The organism is Pseudomonas sp. A34-9 (assembly GCF_029543085.1).
Classification (GTDB): domain Bacteria; phylum Pseudomonadota; class Gammaproteobacteria; order Pseudomonadales; family Pseudomonadaceae; genus Aquipseudomonas.
Genome location: NZ_CP119967.1, coordinates 1207260 through 1228055, shown reverse-complemented (window position 1 = coordinate 1228055; position 20796 = coordinate 1207260). Strand labels below are relative to the sequence as shown.

The following is a 20796-nucleotide window of genomic DNA, read 5'->3' as shown; positions in this document are numbered from 1 at the left end:
GGTCTGACTGACAGGGATGCAGGAAGGTTCCCACAAAAAATATTTCATCTTTACAGCGCCGCACGTTTGTCCAGCGCAGCGTTGCGCAAAGCCGCGATCACACAGGGCTCCAGCCGTCCTTCAGCTATCAGAACGTCGCGGTGCAAGCCGTCAACGACATCGGTCAGTTGGCGCTTGTCGCTCAGCTGTGCCTGATTGAATTCGCGTTCCACCACAATGGCGCCGCTGCTGTTCTTCAAGGTCACCAGGCATTCGCCATGGGAACCGCTTGGAGACAACGAAACCTGATACGGGCTCAGAGCCTCACCGAGCAATAGACTGATACTTTCCATCTCGATCTCCACTCAATAGTCCGAAAACTGTGTGCCTGGGGCGTGTTCACAATAAATGACCACCGGCCCGAGAAGAAAGTTCTGCAAACCGACTGCCCCGTTCCTGGAGTGTCACCGGTCTGTCAGAGCATGCACGGCGAAGATGACAGAAAAATAACCGTCCCCGTCAACCTCGCACGGGTGGCGAAGCAGCGGTCAGGTAACTGTCGAGCAAACCGCGCATCAACACCGCCGACACCGGCGTTTGCAGACGACCCAACAGCCGCAGGTGGTGTTCGCACAGCAGGGGTTCGAGATCGTTCAGCAGGCTCGGTGCGACCGCCCCCAGCAGGATCAGCGCACGCGCCTCATGCTGAATCGCCAGATGATGAATCAGCGCCAGGCCATCGCCCCCCTTGAGTTGTGGATCGCAGATGGCGATGTCGACCGCGCCGCGATGGCTCAACGAACACAAGGCCGACGCCAGCGACGGCGCCGTCAGTACGTCGTAGATGCCAATGGCATTGAGCATTTGATGCAATGCCATCAGCTGGAACGGATTGGGTTCAAGTATCAGGACTTTAAGCGAGCGCATAAGCGACCTCTGAAGCGACAATCGCGGACTCTCACCGCAGTTGTTGTCACTCTAGGACAGCCGTCCTAAGCCTCCCATCGGAAAAGTAGCCGCGTCTTATAGGACATTTCCCATCTTCATTGCGGACATCGACACCCGCTCTCTGCACGACGCTGGGTGATGTCTGTCCAACCGCCCAAAAGCCCCCGCAGTTTGCCGTCGGCGCTGTAAAACGGCACCGTCCACTGATAGATCTCACGGGGGCCACTCTTGAACTGCAATCGCCGTTTGCTGAAACGCGACTTGCGCGTGCGCAACTGCACCATGTACTCATCGTGCAACATCAGCGCCGTCGCTTCGGGCATCGCGTCGACCTCTATCAACAACCGCCCCAGCACCTGATCCAGTCGAACCGACAGCGCGTCCTCATAGCTACGATTGCACATGATCAGCCGCCCTTGCAGATCACGGACGAACACCGGATCCGGCATGGAATCGATCAGCGCATGCTGAAACGCCAGTTGATCGCCCAGATCCTTTTCTGCCGCGCGCCGCAGTTTGATCACGGCGGTCAGACGCCGATTCCATATCAGCGACAGCAGGCCGAACACGCCAAGCCCGACCATGCCCCAGCAACCCCATTCAAGCATTTGCTGCCAGACTGACGGCACGGGCGCCGGTGCAATACCTTCCAGCCATTTCAGGCGGATCGCGCGCAATTCGGCTGCGGGAAACGCCTCAAGGGCCTTGTTGAGAATACTCAGGAGCACGGGCATGCCTTTGCGCACAGCCAGGTTATCCGCTTCCCATTTGCCTTCGACCAGACCGCCGACCTTGAGCATACCCAGCGGGTAAAGCTGCGCACCGATTTCGTTTTCGATAGTGGCGTAGGCATCGCCACTTTCGACCAGTGCCCGCGCTTCGGCGTAGGTCTTGACCGAGCGAATCTCGATCGAGGGAAAGTCACGCCTGATCATGTCCTCCAGCGCATGCCGGGCCGGCAGCACCAGCACCCGTTTGCTCAATTGCTCGAACGCATCCAGCCGAGGTGCGTCAGCGCGTCCGACAAACACCCAGCCCGCGCCACCGAACGCGTGGCTGTAATCCAGGAATGCCTTGCGCTCCTCGCTCATGGCCAAGGTTGTACTGATATCGGCGGCTCCGCTCTCCAGGCGCTCGAGCATGTGATCCGTCGAGAACGACTCCTGATGCACAAACTGCAGCCCGGTCATCGCCGTCACGCGCTTGAGCACGTCGTTGTTCAAGCCGCTCCACTGCCCGTGCTCATCCTGAAACAGGTACAACGGATACTGCACCGACGTCACCGTCACCGTGGGGTTGTCGCGAATCCATTGACGCTCGTGTGCAGCCAGTTCGATGGGCTGGACTCTGGACGTCACGGGATCAGCGTGCAGCGCCAATTGCGCCGCCACGCTGCAGCGCATCAACGCCAATAATCCGAACAAAAACAACACACCCAGTGCCGGTTTCAAACCTCTATAAAACAGCATTGCCACTTCCTTCGTGATCGACTCACCCGTCCTTCATGGGTGAAAACCCGAGCAGTGTGGCAGCAGAAACAAAAAAGCCCGTCAGGAGACGGGCTTCAAAATGTGACAGCTTTTGCAGGCTTAAAGCGGCTTGCCGCGGTTGCCATGCTGGCTGACAAAGGCTTGCACAGCTTTCAGCTCATTTGGCAGAACGGTGCAGCGCTCGTTTCGCTCAAACAAATCAGAAAGATGTGTAGGTAGTTCAAGCGCTTTTCCTACACCGGCTTTCTCTACCGCCTCAGGGAATTTCACCGGGTGCGCGGTACCGAGAATGACCATCGGGATATCCAGGCTACGGCGGCATTCGCGCGCAGCCTTGACGCCAATGGCAGTGTGCGGATCCAGCACTTCGCCGGTCTGCTCGTAGACTTCGGCGATGGTTTCGCAAGTCTGCGCATCGTCTACGGCCAGCGAGTCGAACAGTTTGCGCGCTTCAGTCCAGCGCTCTTGCTCGACGCTGAAACCGCCGCCCTGCTTGAACGAATCCATCAGACCAGCAATCGCTGCGCCGTTGCGACCGTGCAGGTCGAACAGCAGGCGTTCGAAGTTAGACGAAACCATGATGTCCATCGACGGCGACAGCGTCGCGTGCAGGGTTTCCTTGACGTACTGATTGCCGCTCATGAAGCGGTGCAGGATGTCGTTGCGGTTGGTGGCGACGATCAACTGGTTGATCGGCAGGCCCATGTTGCGTGCCAGGTAGCCGGCGAAGATGTCGCCGAAGTTGCCGGTCGGCACCGAGAACGACACCGAACGCGCCGGGCCGCCCAACTGCAGGGCTGCGTGAAAGTAGTAAACGATCTGGGCCATGATTCGCGCCCAGTTGATCGAGTTCACCGCCACCAGACGCGTGCCCTTGAGGAAGCTCTGGTCGGCGAAGCTCGCCTTGACCATTTCCTGGCAGTCATCGAAGTTGCCTTCGATGGCGATGTTGTGGATGTTCTCGCCGAAAATCGTGGTCATCTGGCGACGCTGCACTTCGGACACACGGTTGTGCGGGTGCAGGATGAAGATGTCGACGTTTTCGCAGTGCTTGCAGCCTTCGATGGCGGCCGAACCGGTGTCACCGGAGGTGGCACCGACGATCACTACGCGCTCACCGCGCTTTTCCAGCACGTAGTCGAGCAGACGACCGAGCAATTGCAGGGCGAAGTCCTTGAACGCCAGGGTCGGGCCGTGGAACAGCTCCAGCACCCATTCGTTGCCGTTCAGCTGACGCAACGGCGCCACGGCGCTGTGCGAGAACACGCCGTAGGTTTCTTCAAGGATCTTCTTGAAATCGGCATCGGGAATGCTGCCGGTGACGAACGGGCGCATCACCCGGAAGGCCAGCTCGTGATACGGCAGGCCGGCCCACGAGGCGATTTCTTCCTGGGTGAAACGTGGCAGGTTTTCCGGAACGTACAGACCACCGTCGGTCGCCAGACCAGCCAGCAGGACGTCTTCGAAATTCAGGGCCGGTGCCTGGCCGCGGGTACTGATGTAACGCATGACTGACTCCAATGGAGAGTGTTCACAACACCCGCCCCGTTCACGGGGCGGGTGCAGGACAACGACTTAGTTCAGGTGCTCGACGCGGATCCGTACAACCGGACCGTTGACGCCGGCCAGCGCTTGGAGGGCGGCGATGGCATCGTTGATGCGCTGCTCGACCACACGGTGGGTCAGCAGGATCATCGGCACCAGACCGTCGTGTTCCTCGACTTCCTTCTGCATGATCGACTCGATGTTGATACCGCGCTCCGACAGGATGCTTGCCACCTGAGCCAGTACGCCCGGATGGTCCTTGGCCTGAATGCGCAGGTAATAAGCGCTTTCACAGGCTTCGATCGGCAGGATCGGATGGGCCGACAGCGAGTCCGGCTGGAAGGCCAGATGCGGCACGCGGTTTTCCGGATCGGAGGTCATGGCGCGAACCACGTCGACCAGATCGGCAATCACCGACGAAGCGGTTGGCTCCATGCCGGCGCCAGCACCGTAGAACAGCGTCGAACCGGCGGCGTCACCGTTGACCATCACCGCGTTCATCACGCCGTTGACGTTGGCGATCAGGCGATCGGCCGGGATCAGCGTCGGGTGTACGCGCAACTCGATACCGGCGGCGGTGCTGCGCGCCACACCGAGGTGCTTGATGCGGTAGCCCAGCGCTTCGGCGTAGTTGACGTCGGCGGTGGTCAGCTTGGTGATGCCTTCGGTGTAAGCCTTGTCGAATTGCAGCGGAATGCCGAACGCGATGGAGGCCAGGATCGTCAGCTTGTGCGCAGCGTCGATGCCTTCAACGTCGAAGGTCGGATCGGCTTCGGCGTAACCCAGTGCCTGAGCTTCGGCCAACACGTCTTCGAAGGTACGGCCCTTCTCGCGCATTTCGGTGAGGATGAAGTTACCGGTGCCGTTGATGATCCCGGCCACCCAGTTGATGCGGTTGGCGGACAGGCCTTCACGGATTGCCTTGATCACCGGAATGCCACCGGCCACAGCCGCTTCGAACGCCACGATCACGCCTTTCTCGCGTGCCTTGGCGAAAATTTCATTACCGTGAACGGCAATCAGAGCCTTGTTCGCGGTGACCACATGCTTGCCATTCTCGATGGCCTTGAGTACCAGCTCGCGGGCAACGGTGTAGCCGCCCATCAGCTCTATGACGATGTCGATCTCAGGGTTCGTGGCCACTTCGAAGACATCGTTGGTAATCGCAATACCGGTCGTCTGGAACTGAGGCTTTGGCGTGCGCATGGCAATTTGTGCCACTTCGATTCCACGCCCGGCACGACGAGCAATTTCCTCGGCGTTGCGCTGAAGTACGTTGAAGGTACCGCCACCGACGGTCCCTAACCCACAGATGCCTACTTTGACCGGATTCACTGTGAACTCCCCATAAAACGGCCGACGCGGGGTCGGCCGGAAAACAACCGCGTGCTCGCGGCTCTCTATTAATGGCCCGGCAATGTGGCTGCCAGGCCATGATCGTCAGCGGCTGACCGCGACGATGCGAATTACTTCGCGCCCAGCGCCAGTTTGGCGACTTGTGGCGCAGGCTGGTAGCCCGGAATCACTTGTCCGTCAGCCAAAACGATGGCCGGTGTGCCGTTCACGCCGATCGACTGACCGAGGGCGAACTGTTTGGAAACCGGGTTATCGCACTTGGCGGCCTTGATTTCCTTGCCATCGACCATTTTGTCCATGGCGGCTTTCTTGTCTTTCGAGCACCACACGGCTTGCAACTGCTCGTCGCCCGGTGAACCGAGGCCCTGACGCGGGAACGCTACATAGCGCACTTCGATGCCGCGCTTGTTCAGCTCGGGCACTTCGGCGTGCAGTTTGTGGCAGTACGGGCAGGTGGTGTCGGTGAACACGGTAATAAACGATTTGGTTTCGCCCACGGCCGGGTAGACCACGGTTTCGGCAACCGGAATGGCATTGATCAGTTTGGAGATGCCCAGGCGTTCGGTCTTCTCGGTCAGGTTGACCGGTTTGCCGTCCTTGAGCTGGAACAGGTAGCCCTGAACGATGTACTGGCCGTCGGCGCTGGCGTAGAGCACGCGGCTGCCCTTGAGTTTGACTTCGTACATGCCCGGCAACGGACTGGCGCTGATGCTTTCTACCGGAACCTCGAGTTCGAGTTTTTCCAGGCTTTGACGAATGGCTTTGTCGGCCGCGTCATCGGCGACGGCAAAGGTGCTGACCAACGCAATGGCTGCGGCGGCGAAAATCTGGGTCAGACGCATGAGAACTCCTGAAGGCGGACAAATGAAACGATCAGAACGCCCGTGCCGGAACACCGGGTCATAACCGTCCATCGTGCAAACCGGCAAAGCCTAACACATAAGGCCACGGTGGCCGAATGCGCCTGTCGCCACACTTTCAGGACGACATACCCCCTGTGGGAGCGAGCTTGCTCGCGAAGGGGCCAGCACATTCAAAATATGTGCTGCCTGACATACCGCTTTCGCGAGCAAGCTCGCTCCCACAGGGATTTTGTTCAGCCTCGCGGGTGGTGTTTGGCGTGCAGGTCTTGCAGGCGGGCACGCGCGACATGGGTGTAGATTTGCGTAGTCGAGAGGTCGCTGTGGCCGAGCAGCATCTGCACCACGCGCAAATCCGCGCCATGGTTGAGCAGGTGGGTGGCAAACGCGTGGCGCAAGGTGTGCGGCGACAACGACTTGCCGATGCCCGCTACCTTGGCCTGATGCTTGATCCGGTGCCAGAAGGTCTGGCGGGTCATCTGCTCACCCCGCTGACTGGGGAACAGCACATCACTTGGCCGGCCGCCGAGCAGCTCGCCACGGCCATCACGCATATAACGCTCGATCCAGACAATCGCCTCCTCGCCCATCGGCACCAGCCGCTCCTTGCTGCCCTTGCCCATCACCCGCAACACGCCCTGACGCAAGTTGACCTGTTCCAGCGTCAAGCTCACCAGTTCGGTCACGCGCAAACCGCAGGCATACAACACTTCAAGCATGGCGCGGTCACGCTGGCCGATGGCTTCGCTCAGATCCGGCGCTTTGAGCAGCGCCTCGACGTCGGCTTCCGACAAAGACTTGGGCAACGGCCTGCCCAATTGCGGCATGTCGACGCGCAACGTCGGGTCGACGCTGATCATCTTTTCCCGCAGCAGATAGCGATAAAAGCCACGCACCCCGGAGAGGAATCTGGCAGTGGAGCGCGGCTTGTAGTTCTGCTCCAGACGCCAGGCCAAGTGATCGAGGATCAGCTCACGGCCGGCGTTGATCAGCTGCAGATTCTTCTCCTGCAACCAGCCATTGAACAGCGCCAGATCGCTGCGATAAGCGCCGCGGGTGTTATCGGACAGGCCTTTTTCCAGCCATAGAGCGTCGAGGAATTGGTCAATCAGCGGATGGTCGATGGCAGGCATGGGCGCTCAAGACACACAGCCTCATGGACTGTGCGCAAATGTAGAGTGAACTGTAGGAATGGACGCTAGTCTTTCATAGCCCGCTATTTCAAGGAACAGGGAGCAGCAATGAACGAGCAGCAAATTCTCTTGGCATTTGGCGGGATTGGCGCGGCGGCGCTGGGTTGCCAATGGCTGGCCTGGCGCCTGAAGCTGCCGGCGATTCTGTTTTTGTTGCTGACGGGAATTCTGGTCGGCCCGGTGCTGGGCTGGCTCGATCCGCAGGAAATGTTCGGCCCGCTGCTGATGCCATTGGTATCACTGGCCGTCGCGCTGATTCTTTTCGAGGGCAGCCTGACGCTGCACCTGTCGGAATGGAAGGAAATCGGCAGCGTCGTCCATCGACTGGTAACCATTGGCGCAATTTCGACCTGGATCGTCATCGCGGTCGCCACGCATTTCCTGCTCGGCTTCGACTGGATGCTGGCCATCCTGTTCGGCAGCCTGACGCTGGTCACTGGCCCGACGGTGATCGTGCCGATGCTGCGAGTAGTGCGGCCGAAAGCTTCGATCGCCAATATTCTGCGCTGGGAAGGCATCGTCATCGACCCGATCGGCGCCCTCCTCGCCGTGGTGGTCTACAGCTTCATCATTGCCAGTGCTGAAGGTCATGGCCTCAAGCAGAGCCTGTTCACCTTCGGCGGGGTGATTCTGTGCGGCGCAGTATTCGGCATTGTCGGTGGCTGGCTGCTCGGCACGGTGATTCGCCGGCAATGGCTGCCGGAGTACTTGCATAACCTCGCTTCGCTGGCGGCGGTGCTGGGGATTTTCATTGCCTCCAACGAAGTGATGCATGAATCCGGACTGCTGGCCGTGACGCTGATGGGCATGTGGCTGGCGAACATGAAGGGCGTGGATGTGCGGCACATTCTGCACTTCAAGGAAAACCTCAGTGTCTTGCTGATTTCCGGGCTGTTTATTCTGTTGGCGGCGCGGCTGGATCTGAACGCGCTGATCGGCCTGGGTCCACTGGTGCTGATTCTGTTGTTGGTGATTCAACTGATCGCCCGACCGTTGAATGTGCTGCTCAGCACGGCCGGTTCCAACCTGAGTTGGCGTGAGCGTGCCTTGCTGTGCTGGATCGCACCACGCGGGATTGTCGCGGCGGCGGTGTCGGCGATTTTTGCGATTCGTCTGGATGAGGCTGGGCACGAGGGCGCATTGCTGCTGGTGCCGCTGACGTTTGCAGTGATCATCGGCACCGTTGTGCTGCAAAGCGCCACTGCACGACCGTTGGCACGGTTGCTCAAAGTTGCCGAACCTGCGCCAAGCGGTTTCCTGATCGTCGGAGCCAACGCGCCTTCGCGCATGCTCGGCAAGTCACTGCAGCAACTGGGCAGCCGCGTGTTGCTGACCGATTCAAGCTGGGAAAACATTCGCGCGGCGCGTATGGAAGGGCTACCGACCTATTTCGGCAACCCGGCCTCGCAGCATGCCGACGCGCATCTGGATCTGGTCGGGCTGGGGCATTTGCTGGCGCTGTCGCCGTCGGGTGAGCTCAATACACTGGCGGCGATGCGTTTTCGGCATGACTTCGGCCATCAGCGCTTGTTTGGTTTGGCCAGCGGGCATGAAAGCCGTCGCAGCGATAAACATCGCGCCAGCCTTGAGCATCGCGGCAATCAATTGGGCAGTGAGGCGTTTACCTATGCCAAGTTGGCCAGCCAGATGGGCCAAGGCGCGGAGTTGTACAGCACGACGTTAACGGACGGGTTTGGCTGGGAGGATTACCGGACGCTGCATGGTAATCGAGCGACCTTGCTGTTCATGCGCGATGAAAGCGGCTGGGTGCATGTGGTGACGCCGGAGACTACGGTGAAGCCGGGATCCGGGTGGACAGTGCTGGCTCTGATTCAGCCTGAGATCAGCGGCGCCTGACCTGACGCCTTCGCGACGCGGTCTCGGATCAGGCCGAAAACCCAGGCAGCACCGGCACTGGTCGCTTGTCATCATCAATGGCAACAAAGCTGAACTGGCCATGAATCGCCTTCTCGCGGCCATCACAGCTCATGCTTTCGACAAACACTTCCACCTCGACCTTGAGGCTGGTGTTGCCGACCTTGATCACCTTCCCCACCAGTTCAACGATGGAGCCGGCCGGGATCGCGTGGTTGAAGTCGATGCGGTCGGTGGACACGGTCACCAGTGGCAAGCGGCAAAAGCGTGTGGCGGTGATGAACGACACTTCGTCCATCCATGCCAGCGCAGTGCCGCCGAACAGGGTGTTGTGGTGGTTGGTGGTCGGCGGGAAGACGGCTTTGGTCACGCGGGTTACCGAGAGTTCGGTGCGGCGTTCGATTTCCTGGTCGCGGGGGGTCATGGCGGTTACTGCTCGTGTGTTTGGCCACCGCTAAAAGCAAGATCAAAAGATCGCAGCCTGCGGCAGCTCCTACAAAAGGGGGAATTGCGGGCAACAAAAAAGCAGCCCGTAGGCTGCTTTTTTCTGCATCGGAAGCTGGACTTAAGCCAGTTTTTCCTTGATGCGAGCTGCTTTACCCGACAGGTCGCGCAGGTAGTACAGCTTGGCTTTACGTACGTCACCGCGACGTTTAACAGCCATGCTGTCGATCTGCGGGGAGTAGGTCTGGAAAGTACGTTCTACGCCAACACCGTTGGAGATTTTACGAACGGTGAACGCACTGTTCACGCCGCGGTTACGCTTGGCGATTACAACGCCTTCGAACGCTTGCAGACGGGAACGATCGCCTTCCTTCACTTTCACCTGAACGACAATAGTGTCGCCTGGGGCGAAGGTAGGGATTTCTTTGGTCATCTGCTCTGCTTCGAGTGCAAGGATGATTTTGTTGGTCATGCTGTGCTCCTAAGGTAAATCGTTCGATCTACCATCGATACGTTGTTAACTATCGTCCCGCTCGCGGATGTATTCCTCGAGCAGCTTCTTCTCTTCTCCAGAAAGCGAGCGGCTTTCCAGAAGATCGGCGCGTCGTTCATAGGTCCTACCAAGGGACTGCTGTAAACGCCAACGCCGGATATGCGCGTGATTGCCACTCAGCAACACGTCGGGAACACGCTGATCCGCATACACCTCAGGTCGGGTGTAGTGCGGGCAATCCAGCAGACCATCCGTAAAGGAATCTTCCTCAGCGGAATCCGCATGCCCTAAAGCTCCAGGCAGCAGTCGTGTAACCGCATCGATCAGGACCATGGCCGGCAGCTCGCCGCCAGACAATACATAGTCGCCAATCGACCACTCTTCATCGACATGAGCCTCAATAAAGCGCTCGTCAATGCCTTCATAGCGGCCGGCAATCAGGATCAATGCATCCGATTGTGCCAGCTCGCGTACCGCCGACTGAGTCAGTTGACGGCCTTGGGGGGACAGGTAAATCACCTTCGCCGCCTCCCCGGCTGCTGCCTTGGCCTGAACCAGAGCATCTTCCAGGGGCTTGATCTTCATCACCATGCCCGGACCACCGCCAAACGGGCGATCGTCCACAGTGTGATGCCGATCCGTCGTGTAATCCCGCGGGTTCCAACAGGTCAGCTGCAAGAGCCCCTGTTTGACCGCTCGACTGGTGATGCCGTAGTCGCCGATGGCGGAAAACATCTCGGGAAACAAACTGATCACTTCTACGCGCAAGTTAGCCACGCTTAGAAGTCCGCGTCCCAATCCACCTTCATCTCGCCCGCGGCCAGGTCAACGGCCAACACACATTGCGCCGTATAGGGCAACAAGCGTTCGCGATCATCCAGGCTGCCAGCGCAAGGCTTGACTACCATTACATCATTGGCGCCGGTTTCCAGAAGATGATCGACTTTCCCGAGCATTTGCCCCAGTTGATCGATAACCTTCAGACCTTCCAGCTGGTACCAGTAGTACTCGCCGTCGGTCAATTCAGGGAACAGGTTGCGCGGCACGCAGATCTCATAACCGGCCAGAAGACGAGCTTCTTCACGATCATCAAGACCCTTGAGCTTTGCGACCAGGAACTTATCGCTCCCGCGTCCACTGACCAGCTCGACCTGTTTGACATTGCCTTCACGCTTGAGCGTCCAGGTTTTGTACTGCAACAGGTTTTCAGTCGGATCAGTAAAGGAATAAACCTTCACTTCGCCGCGAACGCCATGAACAGAATAAATTTTGCCAATAACGATCAAATCATCGGCAACAGCAGGCGTCGCGTTCATATTGCTCAGGCCGCAGCCTTTGCAGATTCCTTCAGCAACTGAGCAACACGCTCAGAAGGCTGTGCACCAACGCTCAGCCAGTAGGCTACGCGCTCTTGGTTCACGGACAGACGGATTTCCTGACCACGGGCAACAGGGTTGAAGAAACCAACCTGTTCTTTGTGGGAGCCGTCACGCGGGTTACGCGAGTCGGTTACGGTCAGGTGGTAAAACGGGCGCTTTTTGGAGCCGCCAAGGGCAAGACGGATTGTTAGCATGTGAACATCGTTCCTGTAGTCGGTGCTGCAAATCTAAATGCACAGCGGGCATGGGTGCCCGAAAGGCCGCATATTCTAAGGAATATCCGGACTTTTGCAAATGACTTTTTCCGGCGCCTATGGCATGCCGTGCAGATTTGCATAGAGAGCCGTCGATGAAAACGGCCAGTCAGCTCCCGCCGAGTGCGGGTTTGCTGTTGATCCCGCATCCTTGCGGGGCCTGCGCCGGTGCGACGACCGGCGAGTTCTTTACATTTTCGGCATGCCGCCGCCGGGCAACATACCGCCCATGCCGCGCATCATTTTCGCCATTCCGCCTTTGGCGGTGAATTTCTTCATCATCTTCTGCATCTGCTTGTGCTGCTTGATCAAGCGACCGATGTCCTGCACCTGAGTGCCGGAACCCATGGCGATCCGGCGCTTGCGCGAACCACTGATCAGCTCAGGGTCGCGGCGCTCGGCCGGGGTCATGGAGTTGATGATGGCTTCCATCTGCTTGAACTGTTTCTCTGCGGCGTTCTGGGCATTGCCCATTTGCGACAGGTTGACGCCACCGATGCTCGGCAGTTTGTCCATGAGGCCGCCGAGGCCGCCCATGTTTTTCATCTGTTGCAACTGATCGCGGAAGTCTTCGAGGTCGAAGCCCTTGCCCTTTTTCAGCTTCTTGGCCAGTTTGTCGGCCTTGTCCTTGTCAAGGGTCGCTTCGGCCTGTTCGATCAGGCTGAGCACGTCGCCCATGCCGAGAATTCGCGAGGCGATACGCTCGGGGTGGAACGGATCGAGCGCTTCGCTCTTCTCGCCCATACCAATGAACTTGATCGGCTTGCCGGTGATGGCGCGCACCGACAGTGCGGCACCGCCACGGGCATCGCCGTCGACCTTGGTCAGGATCACACCGGTCAGCGGCAACGCATCACCGAAGGCCTTGGCCGTGTTGGCGGCGTCCTGGCCAATCATGGCGTCGACCACGAACAGGGTTTCGACCGGGTTGATCGCGGCGTGCAGCGCCTTGATCTCGCCCATCATCTCTTCGTCGATGTGCAGACGACCGGCGGTATCGACGATGACCACGTCGATGAATTTCAGCTTGGCTTCTTTAATAGCCGCGGTGGCGATGTCGACCGGCTTCTGGCTCAGGTCGGACGGGAAGAACGTCACGCCGATGTCGTTGGCCAGGGTTTCCAGCTGTTTAATAGCTGCCGGGCGGTAAACGTCCGCCGACACAACCATGACCGACTTCTTCTTGCGCTCTTTAAGGAAGCGCGCAAGTTTACCGGCGGTAGTGGTTTTACCAGCGCCCTGCAGACCTGCCATCAGAATGACGGCTGGCGGCACAGCGCTCAGGTTCAAATCTTCGTTGGCCGCGCCCATCAGGCTTTCGAGTTCGGCCTGGACGATCTTCACGAACGCCTGGCCCGGCGTCAGGCTGCGCGACACCTCGGTGCCGACAGCGCGCTCCTTGACCGAATTGACGAAGTCCTTGACCACCGGCAGGGCGACGTCGGCTTCGAGCAACGCCATGCGCACTTCACGCAGGGTGTCTTTGATATTGTCCTCGGTCAGCTTCGCCTTGCCGGTGACATGGCGCAGCGTCTGCGAGAGACGGTCGGTTAAGTTTTCAAACATTGCGCGATCCTTTCAGGCCCTGTGTAGACCGGGATAATGGCGGCCCAGACCGGAATCAACATGTGCTCGGCGAGCCTGCGGCGTGGGCAGGTCGCGGATTATAGCGAAGACTGCGGCCGGCGGACACCTCGCTGTCAGCTTCCTGAGTCTTTCGTGCCATGGCGGTTCTATGCCAAACTCAGCCCCTTTCGGGCCTGCCTAACAGGATTTATGCTCCCTTTGTCACCCAGTTTATTGACCACCCTCGCCGCCGCCCTTCTATATGCCGCTGCGACCTTTTATCAGAGCACCCGCCTGGCCACCGGCGCCAAGGCGAACAAGCGCCTGCTGGTTAGCCTCGGCGCTCTCGCCGTGGTGGCCCACGGCGCCAGCCTGCTCACGCATTTGCTGACCCCGATCGGTCTGGGCCTGGATTTCTTCAGCGCCTCCAGCCTGATCGCGGCGGCGGTAATCGCGCTGACACTGATTGCCTGTTCGCGGATTCCGGTGGAAAACCTGTTGGTGCTGCTGTTCCCGCTCGGCGCAGTCACCGTGTTGCTGGCGCAATTCGCGCCGGCCGGCACGGTGCAGATCATCGATGAAGAGCCGGGCATCCTCGCCCACATCCTGTTGTCGATCCTCGCCTACGGTATGTTCACCATCGCGGTGTTCCAGGCCTTGCTGCTGCTGGTGCAAGATCACCAGCTCAAGCACAAGCACCCGTCCGGGCTGATCAAGAACTTCCCGCCGCTGCAAACCATGGAAAGCCTGTTGTTTGGTTTCCTCTGGGCCGGCTGGACGCTGCTGTCGCTGTCGCTGATCTCCGGCTGGCTGTTCGTCGAGAACCTGTTCGCCCAGCATCTGGTGCACAAGACCCTGCTGGCGTGCCTGGCCTGGATCGTCTTCAGCGTGCTGCTGTGGGGCCGCAACCGTCTCGGCTGGCGCGGTCACAAGGCGATTCGCTGGACCCTCGCCGGTTTCTGTCTGCTGATGTTGGCGTATTTCGGCAGCAAACTGGTTCGTGAATACATCCTGCACATCTGACGGGCGGCATAAATGGACGGTTTGCCCATAGGGCCGATGCTCGCGGTATTTGTCCTGCTGATTTTATGGTCAGGGCTGTTTACCGCCGTCGAAATCGCGCAACAGCACCTGCTCGCGCAACGCACCGCCTCGCGCGCCAGCGATAAACCGCTGGCGAAGCTGAGCTTCCCGCTCGACAGCCTGATCCTCTGCAACACTTTGTGCCGTGCGCTCGCAGTGATCATTGCGACGTTGTTGGCGATTTTTCTCTGCGAAGAAAACGGCCCGTGGGCAGCATGCCTGGGAGCCGGTGCCGTGTTGCTGGTGTTCGCCGATTATTTCCCGCGCACCTTCGCCCAGCGTTATCCGGATGCCGTATTGGCTTTCGGCAATTCGTTGTTGGCGGTGCCACTGAAGATGGTTTATCCACTGGCCTGGCTACTCAGCCGTGTCAGCGGTTTGCTGATGAGCCCGTTTGCGCGCAAGGTTCAGGTCGTGCAGCAAAGCGAAGATGACTCGCCTGCCGACCGCTATGACGATCAGGATCAACCGGTCCGGGCACACCCGGTTTCGGGCATTCATGCGCTGGACAACATCACGGTCAATGACATTCTGGTGCCACGCAGTGACGTCGACGGCATCAATCTCGACGACTCGATCGAAGAAATCATCGAACAACTGCGGCATAACAAGCGCACTCGCCTGCCGGTGTTCCATAGCGACATCAACCAGGTCGAAGCGGTACTCAACACGCGGCAGATCCGTCACTTGCTGAACAATGGTGATTTGACTCGCGAAGCGCTGCTGGCCGCCAGTTACGAGCCCTACTTCGTACCGGAAAGCACGCCACTGCAACTGCAGTTGCTGAACTTCCACAAGCAACAGCGCCGACTGGGCATGGTCGTCGACGAATACGGCGAAGTGCTCGGTATCGTGACGCTGGAAGATATTCTTGAAGAAATCGTCGGCGAGTTCGAAAGCGAGCACAGCCTCGACAACCAGCACATTCATCCGCAAGCCGATGGGCGGATGGTCATTGATGGCACTGCGTCGATCCGTGAATTGAACAAGTGCCTGGGCTGGCATTTGCCGAGCGATGGGCCCAAAACGCTGAACGGCCTGGTGACCGAAGCACTGGAAACCATTCCCGAGAGTGCGGTTTGCTTGAAGATTGGCCGCTATCGTCTGGAGATTCTCGAGACCGAGGAGAACCGGGTGAGCAAGGTGTTGATCTGGCATACCTCCTCAGTACCAGCCTTGGTGCCGGCCCGATAAAAGATCAAAGATCAAAAGATCGCAGCCTTCGGCAGCTCCTACATTTGAAATGCGTTCCCATGTAGGAGCTGCCGCAGGCTGCGATCTTTTTGCTCTTGTTTGATCGTTAGCCCCCTTCCTATAATCGAGGCGCTTACCCAAGCGCCGCCGAGCCTCGTGCTTACCCCGCACACAACAGGTTTCGGCCATTTTCGCTGTACTGCGGCGACTGTTCCTACCTGAAACAGCGACCGCGCCTCATCCCACATCCCTGGGTGTTCGACCATAATAATTCGCTCCAACGGAGCTCATGACTGTCAGGGATCACCGCATGACGACCAGTACCGCTTTCAGTGACACCGCGCCTGCCCAACCGGCCAACTCCGCCACCCGCGTGGCAACGGCGAGTTTTATCGGCACCGCGATCGAGTTCTACGACTTCTATGTTTACGCCACGGCGGCTGCGCTGGTGATTGGGCCGGTATTCTTTCCGCAGACGTCCGGCACGGCGCAGATGCTCTCGGCGTTCCTCACTTTCGGCATCGCTTTTCTGGCCCGGCCGCTGGGCTCGGCGCTGTTCGGCCACTTCGGTGACCGTATCGGGCGTAAATCGACACTGGTCGCATCCTTGCTGTTGATGGGCGTGTGTACGACGCTGATCGGCGTGCTGCCGGGTTACGCCACGATTGGCGCGTGGGCACCGATTCTGCTATGCGTGCTGCGCTTCGGGCAGGGGCTGGGATTGGGTGGCGAATGGGGCGGTGCCGCCCTGCTGGCCACGGAAAACGCGCCGAAAGGCAAACGCGCGTGGTTCGGTATGTTTCCGCAGCTTGGCCCTTCGATTGGTTTCCTCGCGGCCAACGGCTTGTTCTTGACCCTAGCCATGACCCTCGATGACGAGCAGTTCCGCAGCTGGGGCTGGCGCATTCCGTTTCTGCTCAGCGCGGCGCTGGTGATGGTTGGCCTGTATGTGCGCCTGAAACTCCACGAAACGCCAGTTTTCGCCAACGCCATCGCTCGTCAGGAGCGGGTGAAAGTGCCGCTGGTCGAGCTGTTCAGCCAGTATTGGGCCCCAACTTTGTTGGGCGCGGCGGCGATGGTGGTGTGCTACGCGCTGTTCTATATCTCGACGGTGTTTTCCCTGAGCTATGGGGTTTCCACACTGGGTTATAGCCGCGAGACATTCTTGGGACTGCTGTGCTTTGCCGTGTTGTTCATGGCGGCCGCGACGCCGTTGTCGGCCTGGGCCAGCGACCGTTACGGGCGCAAACCGGTGCTGATCATTGGTGGCGTGCTGGCGATTCTGTCCGGGTTTCTGATGGAACCGCTGCTGACACAGGGTTCGACCTGGGGTGTGGCGCTGTTTCTGTGCATCGAGCTGTTTCTGATGGGGGTGACATTCGCACCGATGGGCGCGCTGTTGCCGGAGTTGTTTCCGACCCACGTGCGTTATACCGGCGCTTCGGCGGCGTATAACCTGGGCGGCATTGTCGGGGCCTCGGCGGCGCCATTCTTTGCGCAGAAACTGGTGGCGATGGGGGGTTTGAGTTACGTCGGCGGGTATGTGTCGGCGGCGGCGGTGCTGAGTTTGATTGCGGTGTTGTGCCTGAAGGAAACGCGTGGCAACGATCTGAATCAGGTTGCCTGATAGATCGCTATCGCGAGCAGGCTCACTCCTACAGGGGAACGCATTCCAATTGTAGGAGTGAGCCTGCTCGCGAATGCCGCGCCCCGGTTTACAGCTCTACAACAACAGCCTGAGCAGCGCGGGTCGCCTTGGCACGAGCAGCCTCGATCGACTCATCCCGCGCCAGCGCCACACCCATACGACGCTGGCCATTCACTTCAGGCTTGCCGAACAGACGCAACGCCGTGTCCGGCTCGCTCAATGCAGCACCAAGGTTGGCGAACGCCGTCTGCGTCGACTGCCCTTCCACCAGAATCACCGCCGAAGCCGAAGGCCCGAACTGACGGATCAACGGTACCGGCAGCCCCAGAATCGCCCGCGCGTGCAGCGCGAACTGCGACAGATCCTGCGAAATCAGCGTCACCAGACCGGTGTCATGCGGACGCGGCGAGACTTCGCTGAACCACACCTGATCACCTTTGATGAACAGCTCAACGCCGAACAGACCACGGCCACCGAGCGCCTCGGTCACCGCTTTGGCAACCCGCTCGGATTCAGCCAGGGCAATCGGGCTCATCGCTTGTGGCTGCCACGATTCCTGATAGTCGCCCTTCTCTTGACGGTGGCCGACTGGCGCACAGAACGTAGTGCCGCCGATGTGGCGCACGGTCAGCAGGGTGATTTCGTAGTCGAAATCGATAAAGCCTTCGATGATTACCCGACCTTTGCCGGCGCGACCGCCCTCTTGCGCGTATTCCCAGGCTTTCTGCACGTCATCAATGCTGCGCAACAGGCTCTGGCCTTTGCCCGACGAGCTCATCACCGGTTTGACGACACATGGGAAGCCGAGGTCTTCAACGGCTTTGCTGTAGTCCTCGAAGGTGTCGGCAAAGTGGTACGGCGAAGTCGGCAGATCCAGCTCTTCAGCGGCCAGACGACGGATGCCTTCGCGGTTCATGGTCAGTTGCGCAGCACGCGCGGTCGGGATCACGGTGAAGCCTTCGGCTTCCAGCTCGACCAGGGTGGCGGTGGCGATGGCTTCGATTTCCGGCACGATGAAGTGCGGTTTCTCGGCCTCGATCACGGCACGCAGAGCGGCGCCGTCGAGCATGTTGATCACGTGGCTGCGATGCGCAACCTGCATGGCCGGCGCGTTGGCGTAACGGTCAACGGCGATCACTTCAACGCCCAGGCGTTGCAGCTCGATCACCACTTCCTTGCCCAACTCACCACAGCCACACAGCAATACGCGGGTCGCGGTTGGCGACAACGGAGTTCCGATACGGGTCATCTCAGGTCCTCAAAGAAGCGGATCATCGAGGAAAGCAGCGCCAGACGCGCTTTCCATGGGGAGAAAGCGCGGCATTTTACATGAACCTGAGGGTTTGGCTTCAGCCGGCGACGGCCTGTTTGCGCTCACGCCAGGCCATGATCAGCCAGACGGCGGTGACGCCAGCGAATTTCGACAGCAGAGCAGTGATGATCACTGGTGGCGTCAGCAGGTCGATCATGCCGAAGAAGATGAACGTGTCGAGGGGAATGCTCAGTGCCGAGCTGATCCACAGACGGTCGCGCAATGGTCGTTTGGTGATGCTGAACACCAGCCAGTCGATGCACTCGGAGATCGCGAACGCGGTGGCGCTGGCCAGGGCGATGGAAGGATCGGACGTGACGTAAGACAGCACCAGCGCCGCCAGCATCGCCACGATGGCGCCGTGGCCGAAACGGGTTTGCACCATGTCGCGCAACACGAACACCAACCCGCCCCAGGCCGACCAGATGATGTCCAGGTGTGGCGCGGTGGAGAAGGCGAAGTTGATCAGCACGACGCTGCTGATGTAGGCGATAAGGAAAATCATGGGGGCGACCTGTCAATTTGGCGCACAGGGTACTGGAGCGGTAGATCAAGAGCCACCCCCTCACCCCAGCCCTCCCGAAACGTCGGACCGCCCCCAAGGGGGGCGAGGGGGAAGGGAGCCGATCTCCAGAATGTTCAAGACCCGAGTTCGGCTCGGTATATCAGGTCGGCGTATGGCGAAAGACACCTCGGTCAGTCCCCTCTCCCTCTGGGAGAGGGTTAGGGTGAGGGCCTTCCCGAGCCGATCACGACTTCGACGACGGCACCATCCACACCAACCCGCTCGCCTTCGCCCGCTCATGACACAACCCGAGCACCACCCGCCGCTCGTCGTTGGTCATGCGGCCCCAGCGCGTGATCTCAGCGACCGTACGCTGGCACCCCGTACAAATGTCATCCTCATCCAGCGCACAAATATTCACGCATGGCGAGGCAACCGGTCTTTCTGGCGTGTTCATTCTTCCTGCTCTACCAGATCACGCGCATAACGCTGCGAGTTATGCACATAGTGCGCGGCGCTGGCCTCTAGCATCTTTTTCTGCGGTTCGGTCAGCTCACGCACAACCTTGCCCGGCGAACCCATCACCAGCGAACCATCAGGAATTTCCTTGCCCTCGCCGATCAGCGAATTGGCGCCGATGATGCAGTTCTTGCCGATCTTCGCACCATTGAGAATCACCGCATTGATACCAATCAGGCTGTAATCGCCGACGGTGCAGCCATGCAGCATGGCGTTGTGGCCGATGGTCACGCCAGTGCCGATGGTCAGCGGAAAGCCCATGTCGGTGTGCATCACCGTGCCGTCCTGCACGTTGCTGTTCTTGCCGATCAGGATCAGTTCGTTGTCACCGCGCAGCACGGCGTTGAACCAGACGTTGGCGCCCTCTTCCAGTTTGACCTTGCCCACCAGCACGGCATTGGGCGCGACCCAGCTCTGTGGGTGGGTCTCGACACGGGCGTCGCCCAAGCGGTATTTCATCTTGTTTTCCTCAGGGCTCACGGTGATGGCCATTCGAACGATGGCTTAAGTGTTAATAAAACTTTTAGGGGGTTGATGCAGACTGATCCTGGCGTCATAGAGCAGATTGATCAACTCGACGATCATGATTGCGGTCAGGCCCCAGATCTTGTATTCACCGTATCGATAACTCGGCACATACCAACTGCGCCCCTGATAGTCGATGCGGTGCGTGTGTTCGCGAGGGTCTTTGCGGAAGAACTCCAGCGGCACGCTGAACACGGCGGCGATTTCGGCATCGTTGGCGCGGTATTCGACAAAGTCGGGGATGACGCCGACATAAGGCGTGACCTTGATGCCGTGCAGGGAGATCAGCGGGCTGAGCGGGCCGATGACTTCGACCAGTCCGGGCGGCAAGCCGATTTCTTCTTCGGCTTCACGCAGTGCGGTAAAGATCAGGTCCGGGTCTTCCGGATCGCGGCGCCCACCGGGGAAGGCGACTTCGCCGCCGTGGGTCGAGAGCCCGCTGGCGCGCAGGGTCAGTACCAGTTCCGGTTGGTCACTGCGGGTGATCGGCACCAGAACGGCGGCCTCGGGGAAACGTGTGTCGGTCTCCAGCGTGCGCGGTGTGTGGTTGCTTACCCTATGCAGTAGCTCGTCCAGCATGAGTGTTCTCGATCGGTGCCTTACCCTGCATCATGCACCAATCATTGCA

The 20796-nt window shown here is 59.4% G+C and carries 22 protein-coding genes; 4 read left to right on the top strand and 18 right to left on the bottom strand.

The genetic code is table 11. The features are described from left to right. Nucleotides 1–50: 50 nt before the first annotated feature. The 7 genes from P3G59_RS05270 to xerD form a co-directional block, all read right to left on the bottom strand. Nucleotides 51–332 carry a DUF3509 domain-containing protein gene (locus P3G59_RS05270; protein WP_134174817.1) on the bottom strand — a complete coding sequence of 94 codons (282 nt, stop codon included), beginning with the start codon at nt 330–332 and terminating at the stop codon, nt 51–53. Nucleotides 333–498: 166 nt separating this feature from the next. Further along, a complete protein-coding gene (locus P3G59_RS05265) occupies nt 499–906 on the bottom strand; it encodes a response regulator (RefSeq protein ID WP_277760726.1) in 408 nt (135 codons plus the stop codon). Nucleotides 907–1022: 116 nt separating this feature from the next. Beyond that, on the bottom strand, nt 1023–2396 hold the full coding sequence (locus tag P3G59_RS05260; RefSeq protein ID WP_277760725.1) for a transporter substrate-binding domain-containing protein: 1374 nt from the start codon (nt 2394–2396) through the stop codon (nt 1023–1025). A 120-nt stretch (nt 2397–2516) separates the two neighbouring features. Further along, nucleotides 2517–3926 carry a threonine synthase gene (gene thrC, locus P3G59_RS05255; protein ID WP_277760724.1) on the bottom strand — a complete coding sequence of 470 codons (1410 nt, stop codon included), beginning with the start codon at nt 3924–3926 and terminating at the stop codon, nt 2517–2519. A gap of 66 nt (nt 3927–3992) precedes the next feature. After that, nucleotides 3993–5297: a homoserine dehydrogenase gene (locus P3G59_RS05250; RefSeq protein WP_277760723.1), complete on the bottom strand. Its 1305-nt coding sequence runs from the start codon at nt 5295–5297 to the stop codon at nt 3993–3995. A gap of 131 nt (nt 5298–5428) precedes the next feature. Continuing rightward, nucleotides 5429–6160 (bottom strand): bifunctional protein-disulfide isomerase/oxidoreductase DsbC, encoded by a 732-nt coding sequence (gene dsbC / locus P3G59_RS05245; protein ID WP_277760722.1) that lies wholly within the window; start codon nt 6158–6160, stop codon nt 5429–5431. A gap of 254 nt (nt 6161–6414) precedes the next feature. Beyond that, nucleotides 6415–7311 (bottom strand): site-specific tyrosine recombinase XerD, encoded by an 897-nt coding sequence (gene xerD, locus P3G59_RS05240; protein ID WP_277760721.1) that lies wholly within the window; start codon nt 7309–7311, stop codon nt 6415–6417. Nucleotides 7312–7419: 108 nt separating this feature from the next. Between xerD and P3G59_RS05235 the strand changes: the two genes are divergently transcribed. Further along, entirely contained in the window at nt 7420–9228 is a 1809-nt protein-coding gene (locus tag P3G59_RS05235) for a sodium:proton antiporter (protein WP_277760720.1), read from the top strand. 28 nt (nt 9229–9256) lie between these two features. Here P3G59_RS05235 and P3G59_RS05230 read toward each other — a convergent pair whose 3' ends face one another. From P3G59_RS05230 to ffh, 6 genes are all read right to left on the bottom strand, one after another. After that, a complete protein-coding gene (locus tag P3G59_RS05230; RefSeq protein ID WP_277760718.1) occupies nt 9257–9670 on the bottom strand; it encodes an acyl-CoA thioesterase in 414 nt (137 codons plus the stop codon). A gap of 141 nt (nt 9671–9811) precedes the next feature. Next, entirely contained in the window at nt 9812–10162 is a 351-nt protein-coding gene (gene rplS, locus P3G59_RS05225) for a 50S ribosomal protein L19 (RefSeq protein ID WP_003175895.1), read from the bottom strand. Between the two features lie 45 nt (nt 10163–10207). Beyond that, nucleotides 10208–10960 carry a tRNA (guanosine(37)-N1)-methyltransferase TrmD gene (gene trmD, locus P3G59_RS05220; protein WP_090281920.1) on the bottom strand — a complete coding sequence of 251 codons (753 nt, stop codon included), beginning with the start codon at nt 10958–10960 and terminating at the stop codon, nt 10208–10210. 2 nt (nt 10961–10962) lie between these two features. Then, complete coding sequence (rimM, locus tag P3G59_RS05215) at nt 10963–11499, bottom strand: ribosome maturation factor RimM (RefSeq protein ID WP_007908985.1); 537 nt, start codon at nt 11497–11499, stop codon at nt 10963–10965. A gap of 5 nt (nt 11500–11504) precedes the next feature. Continuing rightward, nucleotides 11505–11756, bottom strand: a complete 252-nt coding sequence (gene rpsP, locus P3G59_RS05210) for a 30S ribosomal protein S16 (RefSeq protein ID WP_003185073.1) — start codon at nt 11754–11756, stop codon at nt 11505–11507. A 249-nt stretch (nt 11757–12005) separates the two neighbouring features. Next, the gene (ffh, locus tag P3G59_RS05205) at nt 12006–13382 is read right to left on the bottom strand and encodes a signal recognition particle protein (protein WP_277760717.1); all 1377 of its coding nucleotides are present in this window, start codon (nt 13380–13382) and stop codon (nt 12006–12008) included. Nucleotides 13383–13592: 210 nt separating this feature from the next. Here ffh and ccsA point away from each other — a divergent pair, with 210 nt between their 5' ends. The 3 genes from ccsA to P3G59_RS05190 all read left to right on the top strand — a co-directional run bounded on the left by ccsA (nt 13593) and on the right by P3G59_RS05190 (nt 17286). After that, nucleotides 13593–14405 (top strand): cytochrome c biogenesis protein CcsA, encoded by an 813-nt coding sequence (ccsA, locus tag P3G59_RS05200; RefSeq protein WP_277760716.1) that lies wholly within the window; start codon nt 13593–13595, stop codon nt 14403–14405. Nucleotides 14406–14417: 12 nt separating this feature from the next. Next, entirely contained in the window at nt 14418–15659 is a 1242-nt protein-coding gene (locus P3G59_RS05195) for a transporter associated domain-containing protein (RefSeq protein ID WP_277760715.1), read from the top strand. A 310-nt stretch (nt 15660–15969) separates the two neighbouring features. Further along, nucleotides 15970–17286: an MFS transporter gene (locus tag P3G59_RS05190; protein WP_277760714.1), complete on the top strand. Its 1317-nt coding sequence runs from the start codon at nt 15970–15972 to the stop codon at nt 17284–17286. A gap of 88 nt (nt 17287–17374) precedes the next feature. On the opposite strand, the gene purT is transcribed toward P3G59_RS05190, so the two are convergent. The 5 genes from purT to P3G59_RS05165 form a co-directional block, all read right to left on the bottom strand. Next, nucleotides 17375–18556 (bottom strand): formate-dependent phosphoribosylglycinamide formyltransferase, encoded by a 1182-nt coding sequence (gene purT, locus P3G59_RS05185; RefSeq protein ID WP_277760713.1) that lies wholly within the window; start codon nt 18554–18556, stop codon nt 17375–17377. A gap of 100 nt (nt 18557–18656) precedes the next feature. Next, complete coding sequence (locus tag P3G59_RS05180; protein WP_277760712.1) at nt 18657–19124, bottom strand: VUT family protein; 468 nt, start codon at nt 19122–19124, stop codon at nt 18657–18659. Between the two features lie 244 nt (nt 19125–19368). Then, nucleotides 19369–19581 carry a DUF1289 domain-containing protein gene (locus P3G59_RS05175; protein ID WP_277760710.1) on the bottom strand — a complete coding sequence of 71 codons (213 nt, stop codon included), beginning with the start codon at nt 19579–19581 and terminating at the stop codon, nt 19369–19371. Continuing rightward, nucleotides 19578–20102: a gamma carbonic anhydrase family protein gene (locus tag P3G59_RS05170; protein WP_034154816.1), complete on the bottom strand. Its 525-nt coding sequence runs from the start codon at nt 20100–20102 to the stop codon at nt 19578–19580. The genes P3G59_RS05175 and P3G59_RS05170 overlap by 4 nt, the downstream gene beginning before the upstream one ends. Before the next feature lie 45 nt (nt 20103–20147). Continuing rightward, nucleotides 20148–20747: a CoA pyrophosphatase gene (locus P3G59_RS05165; RefSeq protein WP_277760709.1), complete on the bottom strand. Its 600-nt coding sequence runs from the start codon at nt 20745–20747 to the stop codon at nt 20148–20150. Between the last annotated feature and the right edge of the window lie 49 nt (nt 20748–20796).

Excerpts from the sequence above, each read along its gene's own strand:
- P3G59_RS05270 (WP_134174817.1), bottom strand. The coding sequence starts at position 332 with ATGGAAAGTATCAGTCTATTGCTCGGTGAGGCTCTGAGCCCGTATCAG.
- P3G59_RS05265 (WP_277760726.1), bottom strand. The coding sequence starts at position 906 with ATGCGCTCGCTTAAAGTCCTGATACTTGAACCCAATCCGTTCCAGCTG.
- P3G59_RS05260 (WP_277760725.1), bottom strand. The coding sequence starts at position 2,396 with ATGCTGTTTTATAGAGGTTTGAAACCGGCACTGGGTGTGTTGTTTTTG.
- thrC (WP_277760724.1), bottom strand. The coding sequence starts at position 3,926 with ATGCGTTACATCAGTACCCGCGGCCAGGCACCGGCCCTGAATTTCGAA.
- dsbC (WP_277760722.1), bottom strand. The coding sequence starts at position 6,160 with ATGCGTCTGACCCAGATTTTCGCCGCCGCAGCCATTGCGTTGGTCAGC.
- xerD (WP_277760721.1), bottom strand. The coding sequence starts at position 7,311 with ATGCCTGCCATCGACCATCCGCTGATTGACCAATTCCTCGACGCTCTA.
- P3G59_RS05235 (WP_277760720.1), top strand. The coding sequence starts at position 7,420 with ATGAACGAGCAGCAAATTCTCTTGGCATTTGGCGGGATTGGCGCGGCG.
- P3G59_RS05230 (WP_277760718.1), bottom strand. The coding sequence starts at position 9,670 with ATGACCCCCCGCGACCAGGAAATCGAACGCCGCACCGAACTCTCGGTA.
- rplS (WP_003175895.1), bottom strand. The coding sequence starts at position 10,162 with ATGACCAACAAAATCATCCTTGCACTCGAAGCAGAGCAGATGACCAAA.
- rimM (WP_007908985.1), bottom strand. The coding sequence starts at position 11,499 with ATGAACGCGACGCCTGCTGTTGCCGATGATTTGATCGTTATTGGCAAA.
- rpsP (WP_003185073.1), bottom strand. The coding sequence starts at position 11,756 with ATGCTAACAATCCGTCTTGCCCTTGGCGGCTCCAAAAAGCGCCCGTTT.
- ffh (WP_277760717.1), bottom strand. The coding sequence starts at position 13,382 with ATGTTTGAAAACTTAACCGACCGTCTCTCGCAGACGCTGCGCCATGTC.
- ccsA (WP_277760716.1), top strand. The coding sequence starts at position 13,593 with ATGCTCCCTTTGTCACCCAGTTTATTGACCACCCTCGCCGCCGCCCTT.
- P3G59_RS05195 (WP_277760715.1), top strand. The coding sequence starts at position 14,418 with ATGGACGGTTTGCCCATAGGGCCGATGCTCGCGGTATTTGTCCTGCTG.
- P3G59_RS05190 (WP_277760714.1), top strand. The coding sequence starts at position 15,970 with ATGACGACCAGTACCGCTTTCAGTGACACCGCGCCTGCCCAACCGGCC.
- purT (WP_277760713.1), bottom strand. The coding sequence starts at position 18,556 with ATGACCCGTATCGGAACTCCGTTGTCGCCAACCGCGACCCGCGTATTG.
- P3G59_RS05180 (WP_277760712.1), bottom strand. The coding sequence starts at position 19,124 with ATGATTTTCCTTATCGCCTACATCAGCAGCGTCGTGCTGATCAACTTC.
- P3G59_RS05175 (WP_277760710.1), bottom strand. The coding sequence starts at position 19,581 with ATGAACACGCCAGAAAGACCGGTTGCCTCGCCATGCGTGAATATTTGT.
- P3G59_RS05170 (WP_034154816.1), bottom strand. The coding sequence starts at position 20,102 with ATGAAATACCGCTTGGGCGACGCCCGTGTCGAGACCCACCCACAGAGC.
- P3G59_RS05165 (WP_277760709.1), bottom strand. The coding sequence starts at position 20,747 with ATGCTGGACGAGCTACTGCATAGGGTAAGCAACCACACACCGCGCACG.